28 protein-coding genes are annotated in these 25,251 nt (G+C 57.8%); 18 read left to right on the top strand and 10 right to left on the bottom strand.

The window, feature by feature from the left end:
* Nucleotides 1-64: 64 nt before the first annotated feature.
* Nucleotides 65-601 (bottom strand): YceD family protein, encoded by a 537-nt coding sequence (locus AC2FJV_RS05165; RefSeq protein ID WP_281994501.1) that lies wholly within the window; start codon nt 599-601, stop codon nt 65-67.
* Between the two features lie 85 nt (nt 602-686).
* On the opposite strand from AC2FJV_RS05165, the gene AC2FJV_RS05170 reads away from it, so the two are divergent.
* The 3 genes from AC2FJV_RS05170 to AC2FJV_RS05180 all read left to right on the top strand — a co-directional run bounded on the left by AC2FJV_RS05170 (nt 687) and on the right by AC2FJV_RS05180 (nt 3,846).
* A complete protein-coding gene (locus tag AC2FJV_RS05170; protein WP_142633360.1) occupies nt 687-1,163 on the top strand; it encodes an outer membrane protein assembly factor BamE in 477 nt (158 codons plus the stop codon).
* Nucleotides 1,164-1,261: 98 nt separating this feature from the next.
* Nucleotides 1,262-1,996 carry a GNAT family N-acetyltransferase gene (locus AC2FJV_RS05175; RefSeq protein WP_496688333.1) on the top strand — a complete coding sequence of 245 codons (735 nt, stop codon included), beginning with the start codon at nt 1,262-1,264 and terminating at the stop codon, nt 1,994-1,996.
* 41 nt (nt 1,997-2,037) lie between these two features.
* Nucleotides 2,038-3,846 (top strand): ABC-F family ATP-binding cassette domain-containing protein, encoded by a 1,809-nt coding sequence (locus AC2FJV_RS05180; protein WP_496712901.1) that lies wholly within the window; start codon nt 2,038-2,040, stop codon nt 3,844-3,846.
* 81 nt (nt 3,847-3,927) lie between these two features.
* Here the strand turns inward: AC2FJV_RS05180 and AC2FJV_RS05185 are convergent, their stop codons facing one another.
* On the bottom strand, nt 3,928-4,683 hold the full coding sequence (locus AC2FJV_RS05185) for a 3-hydroxyacyl-CoA dehydrogenase (protein WP_496712903.1): 756 nt from the start codon (nt 4,681-4,683) through the stop codon (nt 3,928-3,930).
* A gap of 197 nt (nt 4,684-4,880) precedes the next feature.
* Between AC2FJV_RS05185 and AC2FJV_RS05190 the strand changes: the two genes are divergently transcribed.
* Complete coding sequence (locus AC2FJV_RS05190) at nt 4,881-5,636, top strand: hypothetical protein (protein ID WP_496712905.1); 756 nt, start codon at nt 4,881-4,883, stop codon at nt 5,634-5,636.
* 80 nt (nt 5,637-5,716) lie between these two features.
* On the opposite strand, the gene tyrS is transcribed toward AC2FJV_RS05190, so the two are convergent.
* On the bottom strand, nt 5,717-6,964 hold the full coding sequence (gene tyrS, locus AC2FJV_RS05195) for a tyrosine--tRNA ligase (RefSeq protein WP_496693431.1): 1,248 nt from the start codon (nt 6,962-6,964) through the stop codon (nt 5,717-5,719).
* Between the two features lie 183 nt (nt 6,965-7,147).
* On the opposite strand from tyrS, the gene AC2FJV_RS05200 reads away from it, so the two are divergent.
* Nucleotides 7,148-8,272 carry an anhydro-N-acetylmuramic acid kinase gene (locus AC2FJV_RS05200; protein ID WP_496712907.1) on the top strand — a complete coding sequence of 375 codons (1,125 nt, stop codon included), beginning with the start codon at nt 7,148-7,150 and terminating at the stop codon, nt 8,270-8,272.
* Here the strand turns inward: AC2FJV_RS05200 and AC2FJV_RS05205 are convergent.
* Both AC2FJV_RS05205 and AC2FJV_RS05210 read right to left on the bottom strand, forming a co-directional pair.
* On the bottom strand, nt 8,238-9,128 hold the full coding sequence (locus AC2FJV_RS05205) for a fatty acid desaturase (RefSeq protein ID WP_496712909.1): 891 nt from the start codon (nt 9,126-9,128) through the stop codon (nt 8,238-8,240). The two genes, AC2FJV_RS05200 and AC2FJV_RS05205, sit on opposite strands and share 35 nt — an antisense overlap.
* Before the next feature lie 3 nt (nt 9,129-9,131).
* Nucleotides 9,132-9,551 (bottom strand): cupin domain-containing protein, encoded by a 420-nt coding sequence (locus tag AC2FJV_RS05210; protein ID WP_496712911.1) that lies wholly within the window; start codon nt 9,549-9,551, stop codon nt 9,132-9,134.
* A gap of 85 nt (nt 9,552-9,636) precedes the next feature.
* Between AC2FJV_RS05210 and AC2FJV_RS05215 the strand changes: the two genes are divergently transcribed.
* From AC2FJV_RS05215 to AC2FJV_RS05240, 6 genes are all read left to right on the top strand, one after another.
* Nucleotides 9,637-11,055, top strand: a complete 1,419-nt coding sequence (locus AC2FJV_RS05215) for a protein adenylyltransferase SelO (protein WP_496712913.1) — start codon at nt 9,637-9,639, stop codon at nt 11,053-11,055.
* Nucleotides 11,056-11,182: 127 nt separating this feature from the next.
* Nucleotides 11,183-11,887 carry an endonuclease/exonuclease/phosphatase family protein gene (locus tag AC2FJV_RS05220; protein ID WP_142635102.1) on the top strand — a complete coding sequence of 235 codons (705 nt, stop codon included), beginning with the start codon at nt 11,183-11,185 and terminating at the stop codon, nt 11,885-11,887.
* A gap of 73 nt (nt 11,888-11,960) precedes the next feature.
* Nucleotides 11,961-12,374, top strand: coding sequence for a Fur family transcriptional regulator (locus tag AC2FJV_RS05225; protein WP_142633379.1), 414 nt, complete (start codon nt 11,961-11,963; stop codon nt 12,372-12,374).
* Between the two features lie 136 nt (nt 12,375-12,510).
* Nucleotides 12,511-13,392, top strand: a complete 882-nt coding sequence (locus tag AC2FJV_RS05230) for a DMT family transporter (RefSeq protein ID WP_496688324.1) — start codon at nt 12,511-12,513, stop codon at nt 13,390-13,392.
* A 124-nt stretch (nt 13,393-13,516) separates the two neighbouring features.
* A complete protein-coding gene (gene eno, locus AC2FJV_RS05235) occupies nt 13,517-14,794 on the top strand; it encodes a phosphopyruvate hydratase (RefSeq protein ID WP_496688322.1) in 1,278 nt (425 codons plus the stop codon).
* Between the two features lie 272 nt (nt 14,795-15,066).
* Nucleotides 15,067-15,234: a hypothetical protein gene (locus AC2FJV_RS05240; protein WP_185956604.1), complete on the top strand. Its 168-nt coding sequence runs from the start codon at nt 15,067-15,069 to the stop codon at nt 15,232-15,234.
* A gap of 52 nt (nt 15,235-15,286) precedes the next feature.
* Here AC2FJV_RS05240 and AC2FJV_RS05245 read toward each other — a convergent pair whose 3' ends face one another.
* From AC2FJV_RS05245 to mazG, 3 genes are all read right to left on the bottom strand, one after another.
* Nucleotides 15,287-15,736: a GNAT family N-acetyltransferase gene (locus tag AC2FJV_RS05245; RefSeq protein WP_496691118.1), complete on the bottom strand. Its 450-nt coding sequence runs from the start codon at nt 15,734-15,736 to the stop codon at nt 15,287-15,289.
* Nucleotides 15,733-16,674, bottom strand: coding sequence for a nucleoside hydrolase (locus tag AC2FJV_RS05250; protein WP_496712915.1), 942 nt, complete (start codon nt 16,672-16,674; stop codon nt 15,733-15,735). The genes AC2FJV_RS05245 and AC2FJV_RS05250 overlap by 4 nt, the downstream gene beginning before the upstream one ends.
* Before the next feature lie 63 nt (nt 16,675-16,737).
* Nucleotides 16,738-17,595 carry a nucleoside triphosphate pyrophosphohydrolase gene (gene mazG / locus AC2FJV_RS05255; RefSeq protein ID WP_281994995.1) on the bottom strand — a complete coding sequence of 286 codons (858 nt, stop codon included), beginning with the start codon at nt 17,593-17,595 and terminating at the stop codon, nt 16,738-16,740.
* A gap of 66 nt (nt 17,596-17,661) precedes the next feature.
* On the opposite strand from mazG, the gene AC2FJV_RS05260 reads away from it, so the two are divergent.
* The 4 genes from AC2FJV_RS05260 (at nt 17,662) to AC2FJV_RS05275 (ending at nt 21,288) form a co-directional block, all read left to right on the top strand.
* Nucleotides 17,662-18,825, top strand: a complete 1,164-nt coding sequence (locus AC2FJV_RS05260; RefSeq protein WP_142633389.1) for a M20 aminoacylase family protein — start codon at nt 17,662-17,664, stop codon at nt 18,823-18,825.
* Between the two features lie 12 nt (nt 18,826-18,837).
* Nucleotides 18,838-19,803, top strand: coding sequence for an agmatinase (gene speB / locus AC2FJV_RS05265; protein ID WP_496712917.1), 966 nt, complete (start codon nt 18,838-18,840; stop codon nt 19,801-19,803).
* A 63-nt stretch (nt 19,804-19,866) separates the two neighbouring features.
* The gene (gene speB, locus AC2FJV_RS05270) at nt 19,867-20,814 is read left to right on the top strand and encodes an agmatinase (protein WP_496712918.1); all 948 of its coding nucleotides are present in this window, start codon (nt 19,867-19,869) and stop codon (nt 20,812-20,814) included.
* A gap of 69 nt (nt 20,815-20,883) precedes the next feature.
* Nucleotides 20,884-21,288 carry a DUF1499 domain-containing protein gene (locus AC2FJV_RS05275; RefSeq protein WP_496712993.1) on the top strand — a complete coding sequence of 135 codons (405 nt, stop codon included), beginning with the start codon at nt 20,884-20,886 and terminating at the stop codon, nt 21,286-21,288.
* Here the strand turns inward: AC2FJV_RS05275 and AC2FJV_RS05280 are convergent.
* Nucleotides 21,229-21,516, bottom strand: a complete 288-nt coding sequence (locus AC2FJV_RS05280; protein ID WP_142633397.1) for a hypothetical protein — start codon at nt 21,514-21,516, stop codon at nt 21,229-21,231. The two genes, AC2FJV_RS05275 and AC2FJV_RS05280, sit on opposite strands and share 60 nt — an antisense overlap.
* A gap of 63 nt (nt 21,517-21,579) precedes the next feature.
* Here AC2FJV_RS05280 and prfA point away from each other — a divergent pair, with 63 nt between their 5' ends.
* From prfA to AC2FJV_RS05295, 3 genes are all read left to right on the top strand, one after another.
* Nucleotides 21,580-22,635, top strand: a complete 1,056-nt coding sequence (gene prfA, locus AC2FJV_RS05285) for a peptide chain release factor 1 (protein WP_281971980.1) — start codon at nt 21,580-21,582, stop codon at nt 22,633-22,635.
* Nucleotides 22,632-23,477 carry a peptide chain release factor N(5)-glutamine methyltransferase gene (gene prmC / locus AC2FJV_RS05290; RefSeq protein WP_496688316.1) on the top strand — a complete coding sequence of 282 codons (846 nt, stop codon included), beginning with the start codon at nt 22,632-22,634 and terminating at the stop codon, nt 23,475-23,477. Before prfA ends, prmC begins: the two co-directional genes overlap by 4 nt.
* Nucleotides 23,478-23,714: 237 nt before the next feature.
* Nucleotides 23,715-24,290, top strand: coding sequence for a DUF4167 domain-containing protein (locus AC2FJV_RS05295; RefSeq protein ID WP_281971982.1), 576 nt, complete (start codon nt 23,715-23,717; stop codon nt 24,288-24,290).
* Nucleotides 24,291-24,349: 59 nt separating this feature from the next.
* On the opposite strand, the gene rsmA is transcribed toward AC2FJV_RS05295, so the two are convergent.
* Complete coding sequence (gene rsmA / locus AC2FJV_RS05300; RefSeq protein WP_496712920.1) at nt 24,350-25,192, bottom strand: 16S rRNA (adenine(1518)-N(6)/adenine(1519)-N(6))-dimethyltransferase RsmA; 843 nt, start codon at nt 25,190-25,192, stop codon at nt 24,350-24,352.
* Nucleotides 25,193-25,251: the final 59 nt, after the last annotated feature.

The raw sequence follows: 25,251 nt of genomic DNA on the forward strand, positions 1-25,251 counted from the left end.
GCGATTCTCAGCATGTTCAAGCGATTTTTCTGAGCGCCTGCTATGACAGGATTTCAGGCCCGTGTCACTCGTCTTTTTTCAGTGCATCGCGCAGCCCGGCCAAGCCCGCAAAGGGTTTGACATCTTCATCCGTTATTGCCTGTTTGCCGGGTTCGGTAAAGCCCGCCTGTTCCAATTCGGCACCTTCTTTCCGGGGATACTGGGGCAGGGCAAGTGCCAGCGCTTCGGACATGACCTCGGTCAGAACGATTTCGGTCCCTAGCGGCTCAGATTCGTCACCTTCCGGGATTTCGAACTCTTCCTCGTCAGGGTTTGTCCAATCTGACAGAAACATCCGGGTCACCGGAATGTCGATCCGCGTGGTAACCGGTGTCAGCGTCACGACACAGGGTTGAATCACGGTTGCCCCCAGTTTTCCTGAAAGCGCCCAATCACGCTTTCCATGCGCACGCACCTCGCCGACAAAACTCAGCTTACGTAGCCCAAGCAGGCTCAACTCGTTCTTTAAGACATCCAACTCCTGTGCGTCAGGGCGAATTTCAAAGGGCGTCGGTGCGTTCTGAGGCAGGTCGGCGACCCTTAAAGATGTCTGGTTGCTCATACGTGGCCCTTTCGTGTGTTGAACCGGGGTGGCGGTTTGATGTAATCGGATAGGGGCCGCACGGTCCCAAGGCAAGAGGGTGTGAATGTTGAAAGTTATGAGCAGGTTGAAACCAGCGTCCAGAACGCTCGTATTTGCGGCCTGTCTGACCGCTGCTGGTGCGTGTGCTCCGGTCTTCAAGAAACACGGATATGTCCCCACAGCCGAGGACCTGGCCGAAATTCAGGTGGGTGTAGATACACGTGAAAGCGTACTCGAATCCGTTGGCGCGCCCAGTACTTCAGGCGTCGTTCGCGATTCCGGCTTTTATTATGTGACATCACGCGTTCGTCATTATGGTCCGAAACGACCGAAAATCGTCTCGCGCGAGCTTGTGGCGATCAGCTTCGATGACCGAGGTGTCGTGCGCAATATTGAACGCTTTGGCCTTGAGGATGGAAACGTTGTGACGCTGGATCGTCGTATTACCGAATCCTCAGTTCAGAACCGTGGGTTCTTGCGGCAGCTGCTTGGCAATATCGGCAACTTCAACCCGGCAAACATTCCTGGCGCGACCAACTAATTCATAGTCACGTCTTGTCAACTTCACAGGGCGGTCACAAATCCTGTGTTATTGACCCTGCAAGACGAAACAGGTCAGCAACCCAGGAGGATGCGACCATGGCACTATTGCTCGGCAAGGGCCGGTACCGTGCGCGTCAGGCGCAAACACCGCAGGATGTTGCGGCGGCACAGTGTCTTCGAACACTGGCTTTCGGGACTGATCAGGTGGATCAGGATGAGTTCGACAGCCGTTGTACGCATATTCTGGTCGAGGATATGCGTGCCAACGGTAAACTCGTGTGCTGCTTTCGCTTGTTGATGATGGAGCGCGGGGCCGAGATTGGCCAAAGCTATTCCGCCCAGTTCTATGACCTCTCGGCACTTGAAGGGTTTAAGGGGCGTATGGTCGAGATGGGGCGCTTTTGCGTGCATCCTGGTCGAAACGACCCAGACATTCTGCGTGTTGCCTGGGGGGCGATGACTGCATTTGTCGATCAGAATAATGTTGAGATGCTGTTTGGCTGCTCTTCGTTTGCGGGTACAGAAACGGCGGAATATCTTGATGCTTTTGCGATGTTGAAACATCGCCATCTGGCCCCGAAACGCTGGTTGCCACGGGTCAAGGCCCCAGATGTTTTCCGGTTCGCCGCGAGATTGCGTCGGCGCCCGGATGCCAAAAAAGCCATGATGCGCATGCCCCCTTTGCTGCGTACTTACTTGATGATGGGCGGCTGGGTCAGTGACCACGCAGTCGTTGACCGTCACATGAACACTTTGCATGTCTTTACCGGCCTCGAAATCTGCGCCATTCCGCCCGCACGTAAACGTTTGCTGCGGGCCGTTGCCGGGTAATCGCCGTTGACGGCTCGACGCTGCGGGGTTAGCTGGCGGGCATGGCAAGAATCCCTTTATTGCAGATGTCCGGCATTTCCCTGACTTTCGGGGGCGATCCGGTTTTTTCAGACCTTGATCTGGTGGTTCAACCAGGCGACCGCGTCGCTCTGGTTGGGCGGAACGGATCCGGCAAGTCAACTTTGATGAAGGTGATGGCCGGTTTGGTGGAAGCGGACAAGGGCGAGATTGTAATTCCCCCGGGTAAGTCAGTCGGTTACATGGAGCAAGACCCCGGAATGGAAGGGTTTGCTACGCTCGGCGACTATGCCTCCAGCGGGTTAGAGCCGGGTGAGCTTTACAAAGTCGAACGCGCAGGCGAAGGGCTGAAATTCGACCCGGCGCGCGCTGTTGAGACGGCCTCGGGCGGTGAACGCCGCCGTGCCGCGCTGGCCAAGCTGATGGGCGAAGCCCCGGATTTGATGCTGCTGGACGAGCCGACCAACCATCTTGACATCGAAGCCATCGCCTGGCTCGAGCGTGAGCTGGGATCGACACGGACGGCCTATGTGCTGATCTCACACGACCGTGCCTTTCTGCGCGCCTTGACCCGCGCGACGCTATGGATCGATCGTGGGGCGGTCCGACGGCAGGAGCAGGGATTTACGGCATTCGAGGCTTGGCGCGACAAGATCTGGGAGGAAGAGGACCAGCAACGTCATAAGCTGAACCGTCTGATCAAGTCCGAGGCGCGATGGGCCGTCGAGGGCATCAGCGCCCGTCGCAAGCGCAACCAGGGTCGGGTCCGCGCCTTGCAGGACCTTCGATCTGAAAAAGCCGCACAGATAAAACGTCAGGGTTCGGCCGCGATGACCCTTGAGTCTGGACCAAAATCAGGGCGAAAAGTGTTTGAAGCCAAAGGCCTATCCAAGTCTTTTGGTGATCATCAGATCGTGCGCAACTTTGACCTGTTGGTACAGCGGGGCGACCGCGTGGCCTTTGTTGGCCCAAACGGCGTCGGCAAGACAACATTGCTGAAAATGCTGTTAGGACAAGAGAACCCGGATGAGGGGTCGGTCACGCTGGGCACCAATCTTGAGATTGCGGTTTTCGACCAGACCCGCGCGCAGCTGGACCCCGAAATGAGCCTTTGGGACAGCCTGACCGGTGACCCCGAGATGCGTGTTTCCGGCAAGGCGGATCAGGTGATGGTCGGCGGCCAACCCAAGCATGTGGTCGGCTACCTCAAGGAGTTTCTGTTTGACGAGGGGCAGGCCAGAGCAGCCGTTAAGTCACTGTCCGGTGGGGAAAAAGCTCGTTTGCTGCTGGCAAAGCTGATGGCCAAACAGTCGAACCTGCTGGTATTGGACGAACCGACCAACGATCTGGATGTGGAAACACTGGATCTGTTGCAGGAACTGCTGGACGATTATGACGGCACCGTTTTGCTGGTCAGTCACGACCGGGATTTCTTGGACCGTGTGGCCGCAACGACCATCGCGATGGAGGGTAACGGCCGTGCAACCGTCTATGCCGGGGGGTGGTCGGACTACCTCGCTCAGCGCGGCGAGGTGGCTGATAAGAAAGAAGTAAAAACAAAAGCTTCCAAGCCAAAGGTAAAGCAAGAGGCGCAGCCGAAACTGGGGCTATCATTTTCAGAGAAACACCGTCTTGAGAAATTGCCTGCCGAGATTGAGCGGCTTGAGGCGGAAATCGGAAAGCTTGAAGAGCTGATGTCCGATCCCGAGCTTTTCAGCCGTGAACTTGTTAAGTTTCAGAAAGCGACCGAGGCTTTGGTCGAGCGGCAGGAAAAGCTGGCCGCAGCCGAGGAAGAGTGGCTGATCCTCGAGGAAAAGGCCGAGGGCGCCTAGATCAGCTTTCGGGCTGTGGCCGGCTATCCGACCACAGTTCATTTGAGCGAGCTGTTTTCATCGGTAGGTGATCAGCCACGCTCAGCGCATTCGCAGCGCGCCGTCGATACGGATGACCTCGCCGTTCAGGTAACCCATTTCGACGATGAACCCGGCCAGTCGCCCGTATTCGCGGGGGTCGCCAAGGCGCACAGGGTTGGGAACGTCAGAGGCCAGTTGTTGCTGCACCTCTTCGGGCAGCCCGGCCAGCATCGGAGTCATAAAGATTCCGGGTGCGATGGTCATCACGCGGATACCGGACGCGGCTAGATCCCGTGCCATGGGCAGTGTCATACCCACCACACCGCCTTTCGAAGCGGCATAGGCAGCCTGACCCTTTTGCCCATCAAAGGCGGCAATTGAAGCCGTGTTGATGATAACCCCACGCGCGCCATCCGGTTCTGGGTCGTTCTTTGCCATTTCCGCGGCTGCAAGGCGTGAAACGTTGAATGTACCCACAAGGTTGATGTCTATCGTGCGCTGAAATGCATCAAGCGGGTGCGGGCCATCCCTGCCTACGGTTTTCATGCCAACCGCGATCCCGGCGCAATTCACTGCCGCGTTGATCGCTCCCATCTTCTCACGGGCATGGGCGATGGCCGCGGCCACGGATGTTTCATCGGTTACATCCGTCTGGGCGAAATGCCCGCCAATTTCTGTTGCGACCTGGCTGCCTCGGTCCACATCCCGGTCCAGAATGGTTACCTGTGCATTGTTTTCTGCAAAAAAGCGGGCCGTTGCCTCACCCAGCCCCGAGGCGCCTCCGGTGACAATGGCTGCGGTGGTCGATAGGTGCATCTGGATCTCCTTCCAAAAGATATGAACATACGTTCATTTAATATCAGCCAAGGGACAGTGTCCATAGGGGGGCGTCGGGCAGGCGGCCCTTCCTCAAGGCTTTCTCAGGTCAGCTTCAGGCGTTCTTAATGTTGAAATCTCAAATCGACACTGAACGCAATCGAGCGTCTGGGTGGCGCATTTGAGGAGGACAAACTATGCGAATTGGAACCAAATCAGGGCTTTCCGCTTTGGTTGCCGCTCCGTTTCTGGGGATTATGGCGGCTGGAAGTGCGGCCGCTGCACCAGAGGTCTGCAACTGGAAAACGGCGCGGAATGCTGCAAACAGCGGCGATTATGCGACCATGTGTGAGTGCACGCAGGTAACCCCCAGCTTTCTGGAGCGCTTGCAGAAACGTGCGGATTTCGAAACCACATTGCGAAACACATCCGCGCAATGCCCGGGGTTGGCCGCCTTGTTGACCGACTTTCCGACAGCATCAATCGTAAGCGCGGCAAATGCGGGCGAAGACCGCAGTTCGGACCCAAGCCGTCCGGTCACGCCGGTTGGCGGCGGTGGAACAGGGTCCGGGGGGTCGGGCGGTAACGGTCCCGGCAACGGCGGTGGCGATGATCCGGGTGGCGATAACCCGGGTGATGATCCGGGTAACGGTGGTGGGGATGATCCCGGTGACGACAACCCAGGTGATGACCCCGGCAATGGAGGTGGCGATGGCCCCGGCAAACCTGGAAATGGCAATGGTCCCGGCAAAGGGGGCAATGGTCCGGGTAAAGGCGGTAACGGCCCCGGAAATGGCAATGGAAACGCTGGGAACCCCGGCAATGGCGGGGGCAATAATGGCGGCTCTGGCCCCGGCACCGGAAACGGTGGAGGTAACAACGGCCACGGCGGAGGTCACGGTAATGGCGGCGGCGGCCATGGAAACGGCGGAGGCAAAGGGGGCAAGCGATAAGCCTGCAAGTGACGGATTTGCTCATGCAAAACAGAAACGGCCACCCAATTAGGTGGCCGTTTTTCTTTCAGAGGTCTTAGTTAACCCAACTGAACCAGCGCGTGCCGTTTCTTGCCGGCGCTTAGTTTGATTGGCGAGGACAAGGCGCCTGCGTCGATCATCAATCCCGCGTCTGTTAAAGAAGCGTCGTCCAGTTTGGCGCCGTTTTCTGCAATCAGGCGCTTGGCCTCTTTGCCAGATTTCGCCAGGCCAGACTGTACGATCAGTTGCACGATGGATATCGGCAAGTCTGCTTCGCCGACCGTTAGGGTCGGCAGATCGTTCCCGACGCCACCTTTTTCGAACACTTCGCGAGCGGTGGCCTCGGCGTTTGCCGCAGCCTCGGCCCCGTGCAGCAAGGAGGTGACCTCGTTTGCCAGGCGGATCTTGGCCTCGTTGATCTCGGACCCCTGCAATGCGCCAAGGCGGTCACACTCATCCACAGGCAGTTCGGTGTACAGCTTAAGGAACCGCCCAACATCCGCGTCGGTGGTGTTGCGCCAAAACTGCCAGAACTCATAGGGTGAGCGCATCTCGGCATTCAGCCAGACCGCACCGTCTTGCGATTTGCCCATCTTCTTGCCATCGCTGGTGGTCAGCAGGGGTGAGGTCAGGCCATAGATCTCGTTATCCAACACGCGACGGGTCAGGTCGATACCGTTGACGATATTGCCCCACTGATCGCTACCGCCAAGCTGTAGGACACAGCCATAGCGACGGTTCAGTTCAAGGAAGTCATAGGCCTGCAGGATCATGTAATTGAATTCGAGGAAGGACAGCGATTGCTCGCGGTCCAGCCGGGATTTCACCGATTCAAAGGCCAACATCCGGTTGACCGAGAAATGCCGGCCGATGTCGCGCAGGAAGTCGAGGTAATTTAGGTCGTCCAGCCACTCTTCGTTGTTCAGCATCAGTGCTGCGTTTTCTGCGTCGCTATCATAGTCGATATAGGCGGCAAACACCTTTCTGATGCCTGCGATATTGGCGTTGATCTGGTCCGGGCCCAGCAGGGGGCGCTCATCTGACCGGAAGGACGGATCGCCCACCTTCGTGGTGCCGCCGCCCATCAGGGTGATCGGCTTATGACCTGTTTTCTGGAACCAGCGAAGCATCATGATCTGGATCAGGCTGCCCACATGTAGGGACTTTGCCGTTGCATCAAACCCGATATACGCCGACTGACACCCGCTGATCAGCGCCTCGTCAAGGCCCTGATAATCGGTGCAGTCAGCCAGAAAGCCGCGCTCGATCATCGTGGCGATGAAATCCGATTTGGGGTGGTAGGTCATATCGTGCCCTTTGGGTTAATGTTGCGGGGCAGTGTATAGGCGGTGGGGCTGACAAGGAAAAGGCACCTTGTCCAAGAAAAACACGCGGCTTATGTGATCTGGCTTGCCTTGGGTTTGCGTTAACGTGCAGGTTGTGGACAACGCGACGACAGAACGGGCGCGAACTGGCGAAAGAGGGCTGGCGTGGGTCGGGCAATTAGCAAATCAGGCGTATTGACTGCATTGGGTGCAATGTCGGGGACCTCGCTGGATGGCGTGGACGCGGCGGTGATCAAAACGGACGGTTACAGAATTCTTGGCTTTGGGCCCACCGGATACCGCGCCTATTCAGATGCGGAGCGGAAAACGCTTCGTGCTGCATTGGGACAGTGGCATGGCCCCGAGGTGGATGCCGCGGCGGAATTGGTTACGCTTGCCCATGCCGAAATACTGGCGGACTTCGACAAGATTGATCTGATCGGGCTTCATGGTCAGACCCTAGCGCATGAACCAAGCGGGCGCGGCACGTTGCAGGTGGGTGACGGCGATGGCCTGACGCAGGCCTTGGGTGTCCCCGTCGTTTGGGATTTCCGCAGCGATGATGTGGCGATGGGGGGCGAGGGCGCTCCGCTTGCGCCCTTTTTCCACTTTGCCTGTGCCAAGTGGATTGAGGCCAACCAACCGCTTTGTTTTCTGAACCTGGGTGGGGTCGGGAACCTGACCTATGTAGATCCCAGGTTTGATGGCCCTGAAATACCAGGTGCGCTCTTGGCTTTTGACACCGGTCCGGCCAACGCACCGGTTGATGATCTGATGCAGGAACGTCTGGGTCTGCCCATGGATCGCGACGGCGCGGTTGCGCGCGGCGGTAGGGTCGAGGCCGGAGCACTTGAACTGTTTCTGGCAGAGCCTTTCTTTAACAGGATGCCGCCGAAATCGCTGGACCGGAACGACTTTGCCGAGATGATCCGCCTGGTTCAGGAATTATCAGATGCTGATGCAGTTGCCACGCTTACCGGCATGTGCGCCGCCGGAGTTGCGCAAGGGATCGAGCATTGCCCGGAACCGCCGTCGCGTGTGTTGGTGACAGGAGGGGGACGGCATAACCCGGTCCTGATGGAGATGCTGCGCGTTTCGCTGGATTGTCCGGTGGAGCCGGTCGAAGCGGTTGGTCTGGATGGGGATATGCTGGAAGCACAGGCCTTTGCCTATCTTGCTGTCCGTGTCGTGCGCGGGCTGCCGACCTCTTGTCCCGGCACTACAGGGGTTAAGGCACTGGTCGGGGGCGGGATGGTCAGCGTTCCATCGAGCGAACGTAGTCTGACGTAAAATCTGAATACCCGTCAGAGGTCGATTTCAAATGTGCTTTGGTCCAGTCATGCAGCGTTGGCAGCTGGTGAAACGGCACGTTTGGAAAGGCGTGGTGTTCGGCGTGATAGGGCATGTTCCAGGCCAGAAATCGGACCAATCGGTTGGTGAACGTAGTGCGCGAGTTTTCAAGCATATTCGCCACCGGCGGGCAGAGACCGTGTTCCGCAAGCAGGTACAGCCGAAGAACGGGCTGTGCCACCAAGACCGGCAACAGCCATAAGCTGACCACCAGAGGTGACACCAGCAGGCTTGCCCCTGCAAGCGCGTAAATGGCCAGCAGGACACGGGCCTCAATCCGCATGGCCTTATGTTGGCGATGCGGCAAATAGGGCGCCTCGATCCGGCCCATTGCGTTACTGATCACAACGCGCGCCATTCCAGACCAATAGGGCCAACCACTCAGATAGATCAGCAGGCTCGGCCAGCTGTCGGGCCGCGGTTTGCCCCCCAGTTCGGGGTCTTTGTCCGGGTGGTTGGTCCATTTGTGATGCGCGAGGTGAAAGTATCGAAACCAGGTAAAGGGCAGGGCGATTGGGATTGAGACAAGATGCCCAACCGCATCATTCATCCAGCCAGTCCGAAACGGCGTTTTGTGGGTGCATTCATGGCTGAGGGTGAACAGAAACACCAGCAGCACGCCTTGCGGCAGGATCAGCAGCGGCCAGAGCGGGATTTGCACGGCGATGCCTGTACTCGTTGCGCTCAGCACCAATAGATACAGAACCAAGTGCCTCAGACCCGCCGCGTCAGACCGCATCTGCAGCCGGTCTTTGGCCTCGGCCGGGAGTGATGCGATGAGGGCGCGGTGATCCATCGGTCAGCCTCGGGGGATGTCGAACCCTGGGGCGGCGAGTTCGAACCCGTCGAATTCAAACCCCGGGGACACGGTGCAAGAGACCAGCGTATAGGCCCCGCTGCTGCGCGCGGCCTGCCAGTGATCCTTGGGCACGATCAGTTGTGGTGCGCCTTGCGACAGGTCCGGGGTCAGCATGTGGTCGGTCGCCGGGCCAGTTTCGGTTGCGCTGAGCGACAGCACCAAGGGTGCCCCTGCGTGATACAGCCAGATCTCGGTCGCATCGACGCGGTGCCAATGGCTGGCCTCGCCCTCGGGCAGCAGGAAATAGATGCAGGTTCCGGTCGCACGGCTCTGGTTCTTGGCGCGCCAGGTTTCGCGGAACCAGCCGCCCTCGGGGTGGCGTTGCAGGTTCAGGTGTTGGATGATCTCTTGTGCGGTCATGGGGCCTCGGGTGTTTCTGAGAGATTATGCACGGGTTTGAACGATCCGCTATGGTATTCGTCCCGATCAGGAATATGTTTGGGCAATGACCCTGATGATCCCCTTCGACAACAGTTACGCCCGTTTGCCAAACAGCTTTTATGCGCGGCAAGCGCCGGTGCCGGTCCGTGCGCCTCGCTTGATTGCTTTCAACTCCGATCTTGCGCAGATTCTGAGAATCACGCCCGGCGAGGTGCATGAAATGGCCGAGGCCTTTTCCGGCAACGTCCTGCCAGAGGGGGCAGAACCGATTGCACAGCTCTATTCAGGGCATCAGTTCGGAAATTATAACCCCCAGCTTGGGGACGGGCGCGCGGTTTTGCTGGGTGAGACGGTTGGGACGGATGGCGTCCGCCGGGATATACAGTTGAAAGGATCAGGCCCCACACCGTTTTCCCGTCAGGGCGACGGGCGCGCATGGCTGGGGCCGGTGTTGCGCGAATATGTGGTCTCTGAGGCGATGCACACGCTGGGCATACCAACCACGCGGGCGCTGGCGGCGGTCGAAACCGGCGAGGCCATTTTTCGCGAAGGCCCGATGCCCGGTGCGATCCTGACCCGTGTCGCGCAAAGCCACCTGCGTGTAGGCAGCTTTCAGGTCTTTGCCGCGCGTGGACAGTTGGACAGTCTGCGTCGACTGACAGATTATGCCATCCAGCGCCATTACCCGCAGGCCGACGGCCCGATGGGTCTTTTGCGCGCTGTTGTCGACGCACAATCGCAGTTGATTGCCGCATGGATGGGTGTGGGATTCATCCATGGGGTGATGAATACTGACAACTGCTCGATCTCAGGCGAAACCATTGATTACGGCCCTTGCGCCTTCATGGATAACTATCATCCCAATACCGTCTACAGCTCGATCGACCGCATGGGTCGCTATGCCTACTCCAACCAGCCCGAAATCGCCGTCTGGAATGCGGCGCAACTGGCGACCGCGCTGATCCAGCAGTTCGAGGATAAAGAGGCCGCCGTTGCTGAGGCTACCGAGATCGTCCATGCGATGCCCGACCTGATACAGCAGCACTGGCTTACAAAGTTCCGGGCCAAGATCGGTCTTGTGACGCAGGAAGACGGCGATCTTGAGATGATCTCGGACTTGCTGAATTGCATGGCGCAGAACCAGGCGGATTTCACCAATACCTTCCGGGCGCTGGGCGGCGATCAGGCGCGGGATCAATTCACCGATCCGCAGGCCTTTGATCAATGGGCAGACGGTTGGCGGTCGCGGCTGTCTCGTGAAAAAAAACCTGCTGAGGTGATTAACAAGGCCAATCCGGCCTTTATCCCGCGCAACCACCGGGTCGAACAGATGATCCAGGCGGCGGTGCAGGGGGATTTTGACCCATTCCACCGGCTGAACAATGTGCTGTCCCGGCCCTATGAGGATCAACCCGGCGCTTTGGATCTGACACGGCCACCGGCACAGGATGAGGTTGTTCAGGCGACCTTCTGCGGTACATGAGTTCCTCACACCTGTTTTCGCAGTCAGCTACGTCGGTGTTTCGCCATGCGCTTGCTTTGGTGAAGCCGGCTTGCAATCAACGATGAGCAGCGCAATCCTGCGATCTCAAACGGACTTTCAGGAACCCATGTCTCAGACCGCAATCCTGCGCATCGCCAGCTATAATATTCAGAAATGTGTCGGACTGGATCTACGTCGACAGCCCCAGAGGATTCTTCAGGTCATCGAAAGCCTGCAGGCCGATATTGTCGTCTTGCAAGAGGCCGACAAACGATTGCCTCCGCGCCCTGCGGCCCTGCCGCATTTCATGCTGGACGAAGCGGGATGGCAGATCGTTGATTTGGGTGGGGCTGGCAGCTTGGGGTGGCATGGGAATGCAGTGATCTGGCGGGGTGATGCGATCCGTGTCCGGCAGACCGGGCATCACGAATTACCGGGGCTGGAACCGCGTGGGGCTGTCAGGGTCGAGTTTGACACACCAATCGGTCCGCTTCGGGTGATGGGCATGCATCTGGGGCTCTTGCCCGCCTCACGCCGTCAGCAAATCACCCACCTCAGACGGTGCGATGCGAATCTAGAGGATTTGCCAACTGTCTGGGCGGGGGATTTCAATGAATGGTCCCGACAGCCGGTTCTGGATCACCTGGCCCCGGATATGCACTTTCTTCCACCATTCCCCAGCTTTCCAGCGGCACAGCCGCTGGGCGCGCTGGATCGGATCGCGCTCGGCGCGGGGCTTGAGGCTGTTTTGCATGGCGTGCATTCGGTGCGACCCGCGCATATCGCCTCGGATCACTTGCCAATCTGGGCCGATCTACGCCTTGTAGCTTAGCCGGTAAATCCCCTGTAGCGCCGATCACGCATACGGTTTAATACAGAGAACCGAATATATGCCGAGGGTCCCTATGTCCGACACGATCATCGCCCGTTGCGAAGCCAAAGGCCTGCGTATGACAGGACAGCGCCGCACGATTGCACAGGTGCTGCAACAAAGCGATGATCATCCCGATGTCGAAGAGCTCTATTCGCGCGCCTCGCAGGTTGATTCTGGTATTTCCATCGCCACCGTCTATCGGACCGTCAAACTGTTCGAAGAGGCCGGGATTCTAGAGCGTCTGGAATTCGGTGATGGTCGCGCGCGGTACGAGGATGCCGAACGGGACCATCATGATCACTTGATCGACATGCAGTCAGGTGAAGTCATCGAATTTGTAGACCCTGAGATCGAAGCGCTACAGGAAAAGATTGCAGCTAAGCTGGGCTACAAGCTGAAAGGGCACCGGCTGGAACTGTATGGCGTTCCGCTAGACCACGACTGATCCATCACAAAAAACGAACGGCCTGCGCACGGGAATTCATGATTCCCAGGCGGATATTGCTTGCCTGACCGCCCGGCATCGGCTTTTGCTTGGATATGACCGGCTGAACGCGCCGCAATATTCTACGGACAAAACTATGAACAACGTGAACGGCATTTTGCTGGTCGTCGGCGCAATGGCGGCCTTTGCACTTGAAGATATGTTCATCAAACACCTGTCGGTCACAGTGCCAACAGGACAGATCATGGTTCTTTTGGGCCTTTCCTGTGGTCTGGTCTTTGTTGGTATGGCGGTGTTCACCCGCAAACGCATCTTTGATGCTGCCGCGTGGCAGACTTTGCCCCTGATACGTGCGCTCTGCGAGGGGTTCGGGGCCGTGGCTTTTGTGACCGCGCTGTCTCTGGTCGATTTGTCAACGGTTGCCGCGGTGTTTCAGGCAATGCCTTTGGTCGTTACAATGGGGGCGGCGTTGTTCCTGGGCGAGCAGGTTGGATGGCGGCGATGGAGCGCAATCGGCGTTGGTTTCATCGGTGTTCTCTTGATCATCCGACCGGGGTTGGACGGGTTCCAGCCGGAAACCCTTTTCGTCGTGGCCAGCGTTGTGGCTATTGCCGCCCGCGATCTGATCACACGCAGGCTGGATGTGCGTGTGGCCTCGGCAGTAGTTGCGATGCAGGCCTATGGGGCGGTTACCATTGCCGGTTTTGTGCTGATCTCGATGGCCGGCCAGCCGGTCGTTGCACTGAACCAGGCGCAATTCGGGCCGTTCCTGGGCGCGATTGGATTTGGTGTTCTGGGGTATTACGGGATTGTCAGTGCAATGCGGATTGGCGATGCTTCGGCCCTGACCCCGTTCCGATACACCCGGCTGGTGTTTTCTATCGCGGCCGGAATGCTGATGTTCGGGGAACGCCCGGATATGATGACGGTTGCCGGTGCCTCGCTGATCCTGGGGTCGGGGCTCTATACATTCCTGCGCGAACGGCGTCTGGCGCGGTCGCTGGCTGTCGCGGCCTGACGGATCGTCGCAGGTTTGCGCAAACAGGCTCTCAGATCTGTGTTAGCGATAACATGAGTGGTTTACTTTTTGCCCTATACTGATATGAGGCTGGCAACTGATTGCAGCCACAGGGACGGGCCTCATGAGCACCATCATCGACATCCATGCACGCGAAATTCTGGACAGCCGGGGCAACCCGACCGTCGAAGTGGACGTGATCCTGGAAGACGGCACCATGGGCCGTGCCGCCGTCCCGTCGGGTGCCTCGACCGGCGCCTATGAGGCGGTCGAAAAGCGTGATGGCGACAAATCGCGCTATATGGGCAAGGGCGTGCTCGAAGCGGTTGCCGCCGTAAATGGTGAGATCGCCGAAGAACTGGTTGGGTTCGACGCGACCGAGCAGGTGGCGATCGACCAGACTATGATCGAACTGGACGGCACCGAGAACAAAGGCCGTCTCGGCGCAAACGCCATCCTGGGCGTTTCGCTGGCAACGGCCAAGGCGGCAGCGGATTTCACCACGCAGCCGCTGTTCCGCTATGTCGGCGGCACCTCGGCCCGTATCCTGCCCGTGCCGATGATGAACATCATCAACGGTGGCGAACATGCTGACAACCCGATCGACATTCAGGAATTTATGATCATGCCGACCTCGGCCGCGAATATCCGCGACGCGGTGCGCATGGGGTCCGAGGTGTTCCACACTCTGAAGAAAGAGCTGTCGTCGGCAGGTCTGGCCACAGGTGTCGGCGACGAGGGCGGCTTTGCCCCAAACATCGCCAGCACGCGCGAGGCACTGGATTTCATTCTGAAATCCATCGAAAAGGCGGGCTACAAGCCGGGTGAGGAAATCCATCTGGCTTTGGACTGCGCCGCGACCGAGTATTACAAAGACGGCAAATACGTCCTGTCCGGTGAGGGCAAGAGCCTGACCTCGGAAGAAAATGCCGACTATCTGGCCGCTCTGGTCAACGACTATCCGATCATCTCAATCGAAGACGGTATGTCTGAGGATGACTGGGACGGCTGGAAGGCCCTGACCGACGCCATCGGCGACAAGGTGCAACTGGTGGGCGACGATCTGTTCGTCACCAACCCCACGCGACTGGCGGAAGGGATTGAACGCGGCTGCGCCAACTCGATGCTGGTCAAGGTGAACCAGATCGGATCGCTGACCGAGACGCTGCGCGCCGTCGATATGGCCCATCGCGCACGCTATACCAATGTGATGTCGCACCGCTCGGGCGAGACCGAAGATGCCACGATTGCCGATCTGGCAGTGGCCACGAATTGCGGTCAGATCAAAACCGGATCATTGGCGCGGTCAGATCGGTTAGCCAAGTATAATCAACTGATCCGTATCGAAGAATCTCTGGGTGAGATTGCCGAATACGCAGGGGCCTCAATCCTCAAGCGCTGAAAACTGTAAGCCTGAATTTTGATTGCCTGGCCTGTGGAAATGGGCCGGGTTTTTTGTGTTGGATTGTAGGTTTTGCCCATGTCTAAATCTCAAACCGGCACTTTAGCATGATTGGGTCAGAAGAAACTTGGGAGGTTATGAATAGTATTATCTAGATATATTAATGACTTATATAGGGGGCCTGCGCTAGCGATCCTTATGTGTGAACTTTTTCCTTTTTGTTCTGTAGTGCGCATTCGTATCATATTGAAATAACAGATAAGGGGAACACTATGAATGGTTCGAAACTTCTTCTGGTAGCGTCTGCACTCAGCACTGTATTTCTGGTTGCTTGCTCAGAGCCTGGAACATATCCGATCACCGGTACGGCAGTGTCCCCTGACGATCCGGTGGCAAACCTTGAAGCTCCGGTTTACATCCGTCGCGGTGAGGCCCGGTAGGGTCTGTCAATCTTTCGCGGGTGGTCTTGTTGTTCAGCCACACAGAAATGGATCAAAGGGTTTTGCTCATCAGCATATAGCGGTCACGAGGCTTGAAACCTGTACGTAGATACAGTTTCTGCGCAGTCTCGTTTGTACGATCGACTTCAAGATGCAAAGCTGTGAGCCCCGCGTTTGCCAACGCCTTGGGCAAATCCAGCAAGACTTCAGAGGCAATTCCACGCCCTCGCACGGCGGGACGAATATAGATCTCATCCACGAATCCATCCATGCCGCCGAATTCAACCGACCACCCAAAGGTCAGGATGACATAGCCCAAGGGTGCGCGACCGGGGCCAATCAGGTAGATGCACCCAAAAGGTATTCCCTCTAGAAGAGGGGCAAGCGCATTGCGCGTCTGATCGGCATCCTGGGTAATGCCTTCTTCGGCGTGAAAGGCGGCGACCAGACCAACCAGACGTTCCAGATCCTCGGGGCGGGCAAGGCGAAGTGCGGCGCTCATAGTCGGGCCAGCCGATCCGTGAGCAGATCAAAGAACCCGCCAGCGTCAATTTCTCCGATGAACAGGGCGTTGGGTTTTCTGTCGGTAACACCCCACCAATCGGCAACAGTCATGCCCAGGGTCAGCTCTGATTGGGTCTCGACCTCGACATTCACCAGCCGCCCGGTAAACAGTTCGGGCTTGATAAGATAGGCTGTCACGCAAGGGTCGTGTAACGGAGCACCTTCCGAGCCGTATTTGTTCTTGTCGAACCGTTCAAAGAAATCGGTCATCTCGGCCACCGCGACACCGGCCTTGTTTCCAATTCTACGGAAGGCATCGTTGCGCGTCTTGGTCACCAGAGCTTTATGCGTGACATCAAGCGACATCACCACAATGGGGCGTCCAGATTTGAACACAATATCTGCAGCTTCTGGATCGACGTAAATGTTAAATTCGGCGGTTGGGGTGATGTTTCCAACTTCGAAATATGCCCCTCCCATCAAAACGATCTCTTGAACCCGGTCCACGATGTCAGGCGCTTTGCGGAACGCTGTGGCGATGTTGGTCAATGGCCCAAGGGGGCAGAGCGTAACGGAGCCTGGTTCATGCGCGCGCAACGTGTCGATGATGAAATCGACGGCATGCCCTTCGGACAGCTGCATCTGCGGATCCGGTAGAACCGGCCCATCCAAGCCAGTTTTGCCATGCACATGCTCTGCTGTGATCAGGGGGCGCTCTAACGGGCGGTCGCATCCGGCATAGACGGGGGTCTGGGTATGGCCAGCCAGTTCACAGACAATACGCGCGTTTTTGGCTGTCAGCTCTAAGGGTACGTTGCCAGCGACTGCGGTAATGCCCAAAACCTCAATTTCGTCGGGGCTGGCAAGCGCCAGCAGAATGGCGACGGCATCGTCCTGTCCCGGATCGGTGTCTATAATAATTTTGCGAGCGGGCATGATCGTCTCCGGAGGTCGTGAAGGTGGGACACTCGCAAGTGTCCGAGAGCTTGTCTAGCGGTTTTACGTTCCGGCCTCGGCCTTTGCCGGCGGGAGTTTGCCATTGGCCCGATGTTCCTCGATCTTCACCTCGTCCCAAAGCGCGTCCATCTCTTCCAGCGTGCTTTCCGTTGGGGTTTTCCCCCGTGCAGCCAGGCGCGACTCGACCTGTTCGAACCGGCGGGTGAACTTGGCGTTGGTCCGACGCAGGGCGGTCTCGGGCTCGACCCCAAGATGGCGGCCCAGATTGACCATAACGAATAGCAGATCGCCGAACTCATCCTCTAACGCATCCGCATCCATGCGGTCGCGTGCCTCTTCGAGCTCGGCAGCCTCTTCGGTAATCTTGGCCAGCACATGGCTGGCATCGGGCCAGTCGAATCCAACACGGGCGGCACGTTTCTGCAATTTGAGAGCACGCAGCAGGGCGGGTAGGTTGGCGGCGACACCGTCCAACGCGCCTTGTTGTTCTTTACCAGCACGTTCGGCTGCTTTGATGGCTTCCCAGTCCAGTGTTTGCTGCTCTGCCGATTTGTCGCGGGATTCGTCGCCAAAGACATGCGGGTGCCGGGCGACCATCTTGTCCGACATGGTGCGCACCACGTCCTGAAAGGTGAAATGCCCGGCTTCTTCGGCCATTTGTGCATGAAAGACAGACTGGAACAGCAGATCCCCAAGTTCGCCCTTCAGCTCATCATAAGCCTCACGTTCGATGGCATCAGCGACCTCATAAGCCTCTTCGATCGTATAAGGAGCGACCGTGCCGAAATCCTGCTCAATATCCCATGGGCAGCCAGTTTGAGGGTCGCGCAGTCGGCGCATGATCTCTAACAAGCGTTCGATGCCAGCATCGCTGTCAAGGATCAGAGGATTTTCGGCCATTGCGAACCCTTTCGTTCCGGTGTCAGATGCATCCATTCCGCAGTCACGATCAGGAGTCCACCCCAGATGCCCGTCGTCAACCGAATTGCCGATTTCTCTGCCGATATGGCCGCATGGCGCCAGCATCTGCATACGATCCCCGAGCTTGCATTCGAATGCCACGAAACCGCGGCCTTTGTCGCTGATCGACTCCGTGAGTTCGATGTGGATGAGGTGCACCAAGGGATCGCCACTACTGGGATCGTTGCGATCATCAATGGCCAGGGTGAGGGGCCGACGATAGGTCTGCGCGCTGATATGGACGCTTTGCCTATCCCCGAGGAAACAGGGGTCGCGTACCAATCAACCAAGCCCGGAAACATGCATGCCTGCGGTCATGACGGGCACACCACGATGTTGTTGGGCGCGGCGCGCTATTTGGCGGAAACCCGAAATTTCCGTGGACGCGTGGCGCTGATCTTTCAACCGGCCGAAGAAGAGGGTGGTGGCGCGGGCGTCATGGTCGAAGAGGGGATCATGGACCGGTTCGACATTTCCCAAATCTATGCATTGCACAATGCGCCTGGAATTCCCGAAGGATCCTTTCAGACAACCCCCGGGCCGATCATGGCTGCTGTTGATACGTTCGAAGTTCACATTCAGGGCCTTGGTGGCCATGGTGCCATGCCGCATGAAACCCGGGATCCGGTGATGGCGGCCTGCGGTATCGCCCAGGCGATTCAGACCATCGTCAGTCGTAACAACTATGCTTTGGACAGTCTGGTGATCTCGGTCACGCAAATCCATACCGGCACCGTGAACAACGTGATCCCCGATACCGCCTTTATCAACGGCACTGTGCGCACTTTTGATCCGACTGTGCAGAAAATGGTGATGGAGCGGATGGAACAGATCGTACAAGGACAAGCCCAATCCTATGGTGTCGAAGCGCGGCTGGACTATGAGGTCAACTATCCTGCAACAATCAATGACGCCGACAAGACTGGTTTTGCCGCAGAAATCGCGCGTGATGTTGCCGGTGCAGATCGCGTGATGACCAATGTCGACGCGATGATGGGGGCCGAGGATTTTTCATACATGCTGCAGTCGCGCCCCGGCGCTTACCTGTTTCTGGGGCAAGGCGAGGGGGCCGGATTGCATCATCCGAAATACAACTTCAACGACGACATCGCGCCGGTTGGGGCGTCTTTCTTTGCGCGGATCGTCGAAAAGGCCCAGCCTTTGGGCTGACAGGAGAAAGACATGGCACTGGAAGATTCAAAGAATTTCGTCGATGAGGCGTTTACCAATCCTGAACTGAAAGGCGTCTCGTACGAGAATACTTTCGGGGGGGCGATGTCATTTTTGCGCCGCTTGTATACCAAGGATCTGACCGGGATCGATATCGCCGTAACCGGCGTGCCATTTGATCAGGCGGTGACGAACCGCCCCGGTACGCGTCTTGGGCCACGCGCCATCCGCGAGGCCAGCACGTTGCAATCCCCGGATGAGCCTTATGGCTGGCCGTTTGATGCGCTAAGCGAATTGGCAATCGTGGATTATGGGGACATGGCTTATGACTACGCCAATATACCTGCCTTTCCGGACACATTGACGGACCACATTCGCACAATTCTCAACGCTGACGTGGCCTCGGTGACGCTTGGTGGGGACCACTATATCAGCTTTCCGATCCTGAAGGCCTATGCCGAGAAATACGGGCCAATGTCCTTGCTGCAATTTGATGCGCATACGGATACATGGGCTGACGACGACATGTCCCGCGTGGATCATGGGACCATGTTCTACAAGGCGGTCAAATCAGGGATAGTGGACCCTAAGCGTTCCGTTCAGGTGGGTATTCGTACGACGAACGAAGATACTTTGGGGGTCAACATCATTGACGCTCGGGAGGTGTACGAGTCCGGTCCCGCCGCCGTGGCGCAAAAGACCAAAGGCATTCTTGGTGACAACCCGGTTTACCTGAGCTTCGATATCGACGGTCTGGACCCGGCCTTTGCGCCTGGCACGGGAACGCCGGTCTGGGGTGGACTGAGTTCGATTCAGGCCCAGATCATCCTGCGCGACATTGCTGGGATTAACATCAAAGGCGGGGACGTGGTCGAGGTTTCACCGCCCTATGACACCTCAGGTGCGACAGCGATTGCAGGCGCACATGTGGCGACCCAAATCATTTGCCTGCTGGGATGGAACAAGCTGAAGCCTTAACCTTTGGTTAGCCATCTTTCCGGTATCAGGTTAGCAGCAGGGCAGGACGGAAGACATAACGGCATGACACAATTCAACCAACCAATCAGCGGTAACGATCTGGCGCGTTTTTCCGGCCCAAACACGTTTATGCGCCTGCCGCAGGCGGATACGTTGGCCGGATTGGATGTGGCCGTAATAGGCATCCCGATGGACATTGGCACCTCTTGGCGGTCGGGGACACGGTTCGGACCGAAACAGATCCGCAGCGAAAGTGCGATGCTGCGGCCTTACAATATGGCCACCTTTGCGGCCCCCTTCGACAGCCTGCAAATCGCCGACATCGGCGATCTGGCGATCAACACCTTTTCGCTGTCCGACAGCCTAAGGATCATCAAGGAAAGCTATGACGCGATTCTGGCGCAGGGTGTGACACCTGTGGCGATGGGGGGCGATCACTCGATCACCTTGCCGATCCTGCGGGCCATAGCCGCGAAACACGGGCCTGTGGCGCTGGTGCATGTGGATGCTCATGCGGATGTGAATGATGAGATGTTTGGGGAAAAGGAAACCCACGGCACCGTTTTCCGGCGCGCCTATGAAGAAGGGCTGATCGTGCCGGACAAAACCTTTCAGATCGGCATCCGAGGCTCTGGCTATGCGGCATCGGACTTTACCGAGGCCAAAGGGTGGGGCTTTCGCCAATACCCCGCATGGGAGCTTTGGCAGCAGAACCTGACGGTCATGGGCGCGCAGATACGCAAAGAGATCGGGGATCATCCGGTCTATATCTCCTATGACATTGACAGTCTGGACCCGTCTTTCGCCCCCGGAACCGGCACGCCCGAGATCGCCGGGTTAACCACACCGCAAGCGTTGCAACTGATCCATGCCCTGGGCGGGACAAATGTGGTTGGGTGTGATCTGGTCGAGGTTTCTCCGCCGTATGATCCCTCTGGCAATACGGCGCTGACCGCTGCCAATCTGCTGTTTGAACTGCTGTGCATATTGCCCGGAGTGACGTCACGGTAGGGATCACGGCAGTCTCTTGTTTGCTATGCGGAACTGCATATGGTTCCGCAATCTAACAGAGTGGAAAAGATGAAAATGGCGCTGTGGCTGATTGCTGGTCTGATTGTCCTTGTGGGGGCGTATATACGGCTTGCGCCATCTGATCCCGCCATCTGGCACAATACCCCCGTCGGCGACGCGAACAGAGACCTCCGTGGTGGCGTCGTGCGAGTACTTGAAACGGGGCCGGACGGGTTGGCGCAGTTGAACGAAATCGCTGCGTCCGCTCCGCGTACAAAGGTTCTGGCCGGGTCAATTGATGACGGGATGGTCACCTATATCACCCGTACCAAAGTGATAGGTTTTCCAGATTACACAACCGCCCAGCAGAACGGCGATACACTGCGCATCTATGGCAGGTTGCGCTTTGGTCGCTCAGATTTTGGGGTAAACCGAAACCGCGTTGATGGCTGGCTCGCGCGGATGCAGCCCTGAGGACAGGCATCCTTCCTGTACCTCGCGCCACATCGGAACGTTCAGTGACATCTGACATTGTGCAGTGAAAATGCGACCGTCGACCTGCAGGCAGATCATCTCACCCAATTCAACGCGTGACCCGGATTTGTCAGTGCAATAGCAGTCCTGTACCTTGCCGCCGGGACCGACGACATCGGCCATCACGGGCGTCGCAAAAAGCGATAGAACCAGAACCAACCGTCTCATGCGGGGCAGCTTAGCATACGGACAGCCCTTGACCATAGCCCCGGATTAAGAGACACCGCCCGGATGATCCCCGAAGAACGCCTTGAACAGATAACTCAGCGATTCCAATACCTCGAAGCAGCCATGGCAGATGGTGCTTTGGGCGGCGATATTGCTGTGCTGGCCAAGGAATATTCGGACCTCAAGCCCGTGGTCGATCAGATCATGGCATGGCGCCAGCTGGTCACTGACCTTGCCGAGGCCGAGGCGATGCTGGCCGATCCCGATATGAGGGAGCTGGCCGAAGAGGAAATCCCCGACCTGCAGGCCCAAATTCCCGGTGCCGAACACGCCCTGCAACTGGCCTTGTTGCCTAGGGATGCAGCCGATGCGCGCCCGGCCATGCTGGAAATCCGTCCTGGAACCGGTGGTGATGAGGCCGCGCTTTTTGCGGGCGACCTGCTGCGCATGTATCAGCGGTATTCCGAAGCGCGCGGTTGGAAATTCGAGATTATCGAGGAGCAGGCGTCGGATCTAGGCGGCATCAAAGAGGTGGTTGCCCATATCAAAGGCGACAACGTCTTTGCCCGTTTGAAATACGAATCTGGCGTTCACCGGGTGCAGCGGGTGCCGGAGACCGAAAGTGGCGGGCGCATTCATACCTCGGCGGCGACGGTGGCGGTTCTGCCCGAGGCCGAGGATGTCGATATTCAGATCGACGCCAATGATATCCGTATCGACACGATGCGCAGCTCGGGTGCGGGTGGGCAGCACGTGAACACCACCGATTCGGCCGTGCGGATTACACACTTGCCCACCGGGCTTGTGGTGACCAGCTCCGAGAAATCTCAACACCGCAATCGCGAGATCGCGATGCAGGTTCTGAAGACTCGACTCTATGATCAGGAGCGTCAGCGGATTGACAGCGAACGCTCGGCAGATCGGGCGAACCAGGTCGGGTCTGGCGACCGGTCGGAACGGATCAGGACCTATAATTTCCCGCAAGGCCGCATGACGGACCACAGGATCAATCTGACGCTGTACAAGTTGGATCAGGTGATGCAGGGCGATCTGGATGAGGTAATCGACGCATTGACCGCGGATGATCAGGCGCGTCTCCTGGCCGAGATGGCGCAATGACCGGCGGCCAGACAGCGGCTCAGGCAATGGTGGCCGCTACGGCAAGATTGCGTGCGGCTGGTGTGGCTGATCCGGCGCGGGATGCGCGGGTTCTACTCGCCCACGCCGCCCGGATCGAAGCAAGTCGCGTGACACTGATTACACCCGAAGAGCTTTTACCGGATATTGCTGAGCGATACGAGCAACTGATCTCGCTTCGGGTCATTCGTGTGCCCGTTTCTCATCTGTTGGGGGAACGTGAGTTTTACGGCCGTCGGTTCAAAGTTAGCCGGGACGTGCTGGATCCACGCCCGGAAACAGAGGTTCTGATCGAGGCCGCGCTGAGCGAACCCTTTGACTATGTCCTCGATCTGGGGGTTGGATCGGGGTGCATCCTGATCACATTGCTGTCCGAACGCACCAGTGCATCGGGTATTGGTGTGGATCTGAGTAAGGCGGCCTGCCTACAGGCCAGTGCAAATGCCGTGCAACACGATGTTCAGAACCGGATCGAAATTAAGCAATCCGATTGGTTTGGAGACATTGAAGCTAAATTCGACCTGATTGTTTCAAACCCGCCCTATATTTCCCTTCCGGAAATGGACACCCTGGCACCTGAAGTGCGGGACCATGAGCCGCGGATGGCATTGACAGACGAAGGTGACGGCTTGGGGGCCTACCGCAGGATTGCTGCCGCCGCCCCGGATTTTCTATTGCCCCATGGTCGGTTACTTGTCGAAATCGGACCCGAGCAAGGGCAGAGCGTCGCATCTTTGTTTGACGCAACAGGATTGACAGACGTACGGATCATTCCCGATCTGGACGGTCGCGACCGCGTCGTTTTCGCCAGAATGCCTTCATGACGGAACATTCTGAGGCCGAAATGCGCCGATTGATATAAAAAAGGTACAAAAATTGGGACAAACCTCTTGTCTGCACGCTCTGGACGTGTTTACTCAGGTGTAGTCAGAGAGGTTGACGCTGTTACAGCGGGCCCCTGACGCCAAGCCCAAAAAAGCCGACATCGTGTCATAGCTAAGCCCTTGAGCAGTGCAAGACGCGAACTGATCGGCAGCGAACGACAAGGCTGACTAAAGTAGATGAGATCTTCCAAATCCCGCTCTCGGGCAAAGAATAACCGCAATCGTCCTTCTGGCGGCAACGTCGTAAACCGAGTTTTCGACAGTTCTGGCCCAGAGGGCAAAGTGCGTGGCACGCCGCAACAGATTATTGATAAATATAATCAGCTTGCACGCGATGCTCAGTTGTCTAACGACCGTGTAGCTGCCGAAAACTTTCAGCAGCACGCCGAACATTACCTGCGTTTGCTTAGCGAAGCTCAGCGTGAAATGGATGCACGCCGTGAGGAGCAAGAGCGTCAGAATCGCGAACGCCAGGCTGAACGAGATCGTGAGCGTGCCGAGCGTCAGGAACGCGAAACCGTCCGCCAGTCGGATCCCGCTGAGGCACCTCAACCTGATGTGATGGGGTTTGCCGCTGACGCAGCTGCTCCGGAATCCGGGCTTGTAGAAACGCCTGAAAGCAAAAGCCCTGAAGAGGCCGAGAAAAAAGAAAAACCGGCCCGTCGGCCTCGGGCGCGCAAGCCCAAAGCCGCACCTGCTGCGACTGAGGACACGCCCTCCGGCAACGGTGATACGCCTGAAGCGGCAGAGTAAATCAGCCAGTATAGAAAAGAAAAACCCTGCGATCTGTTAGACTGCAGGGTTTTTTTGTTTCAGGATCTTTTGACTTCGCGGGCCAATGCGCAGAACGCTTCTAAAGGCACTTGTTCCGCACGTTCGGTGGGTTTGATCCCGGCGGCTATCAGGCGGTCTTCGATATCGGGTGCGACGCCTTTCAGTGAAGCCCGCAGCATCTTGCGGCGCTGATTAAATGCGGCGGCAACCACGCGGGACAGGGTGGCAGGGTCAGCCGGATATCGTGGTTGAGGCAGGGCGGTCAGGTGGACCACAGCGCTTGAAACCTTGGGGGGCGGGGTGAACGCGCCGGGTGGCAGTGACATGGCGATGCGCGCGTCGGCCCGCCATTGGGCAAGGATGGCCAAGCGGCCATAGGCTTTTCCGCCGGGTTGGGCGACGATCCGTTCCGCCACTTCGCGCTGAAACATCAGGGTCAGGCTTTGCCAGAACGGAGGCCATTGCGGCGGAGTCAGCCAGCGGACCAGCAATTCGGTGCCGACGTTATAGGGCAGGTTCGCCGCCACACGGATCGGTGGTGTGAGATGCACAAGCGGATCAATCTCAAGCGCGTCACCGTTGATGACCTCAAGCCTACCGGGATAGGCGGCGGCGATGTCGTTTAGGGCAGCGATACAGCGTGTGTCTTTTTCAACTGCGATAACCTTGCGCGCACCTTCTGAAAGTAGCCCACGGGTCAGCCCGCCGGGGCCGGGGCCGATTTCCAGAACATCGCATTCCGCAAGATCTCCGGCCTGCCGCGCGATCTTGGCGGTCAGGTTCAGGTCCAGCAAAAAGTTCTGGCCCAGCGACTTGCGAGCCGAGAGTTGATGCGAGGCGATAACCTCGCGCAGAGGGGGAAGGTTGTCGATAGTGCTCATGATCCGATCACCGTGGCGCGGTTTGATAGGAGAGCGCCAGAGAATTTTTACCTCTGGCC

The sequence above is a fragment of the Ruegeria sp. CDSA241 genome, assembly GCF_059611265.1.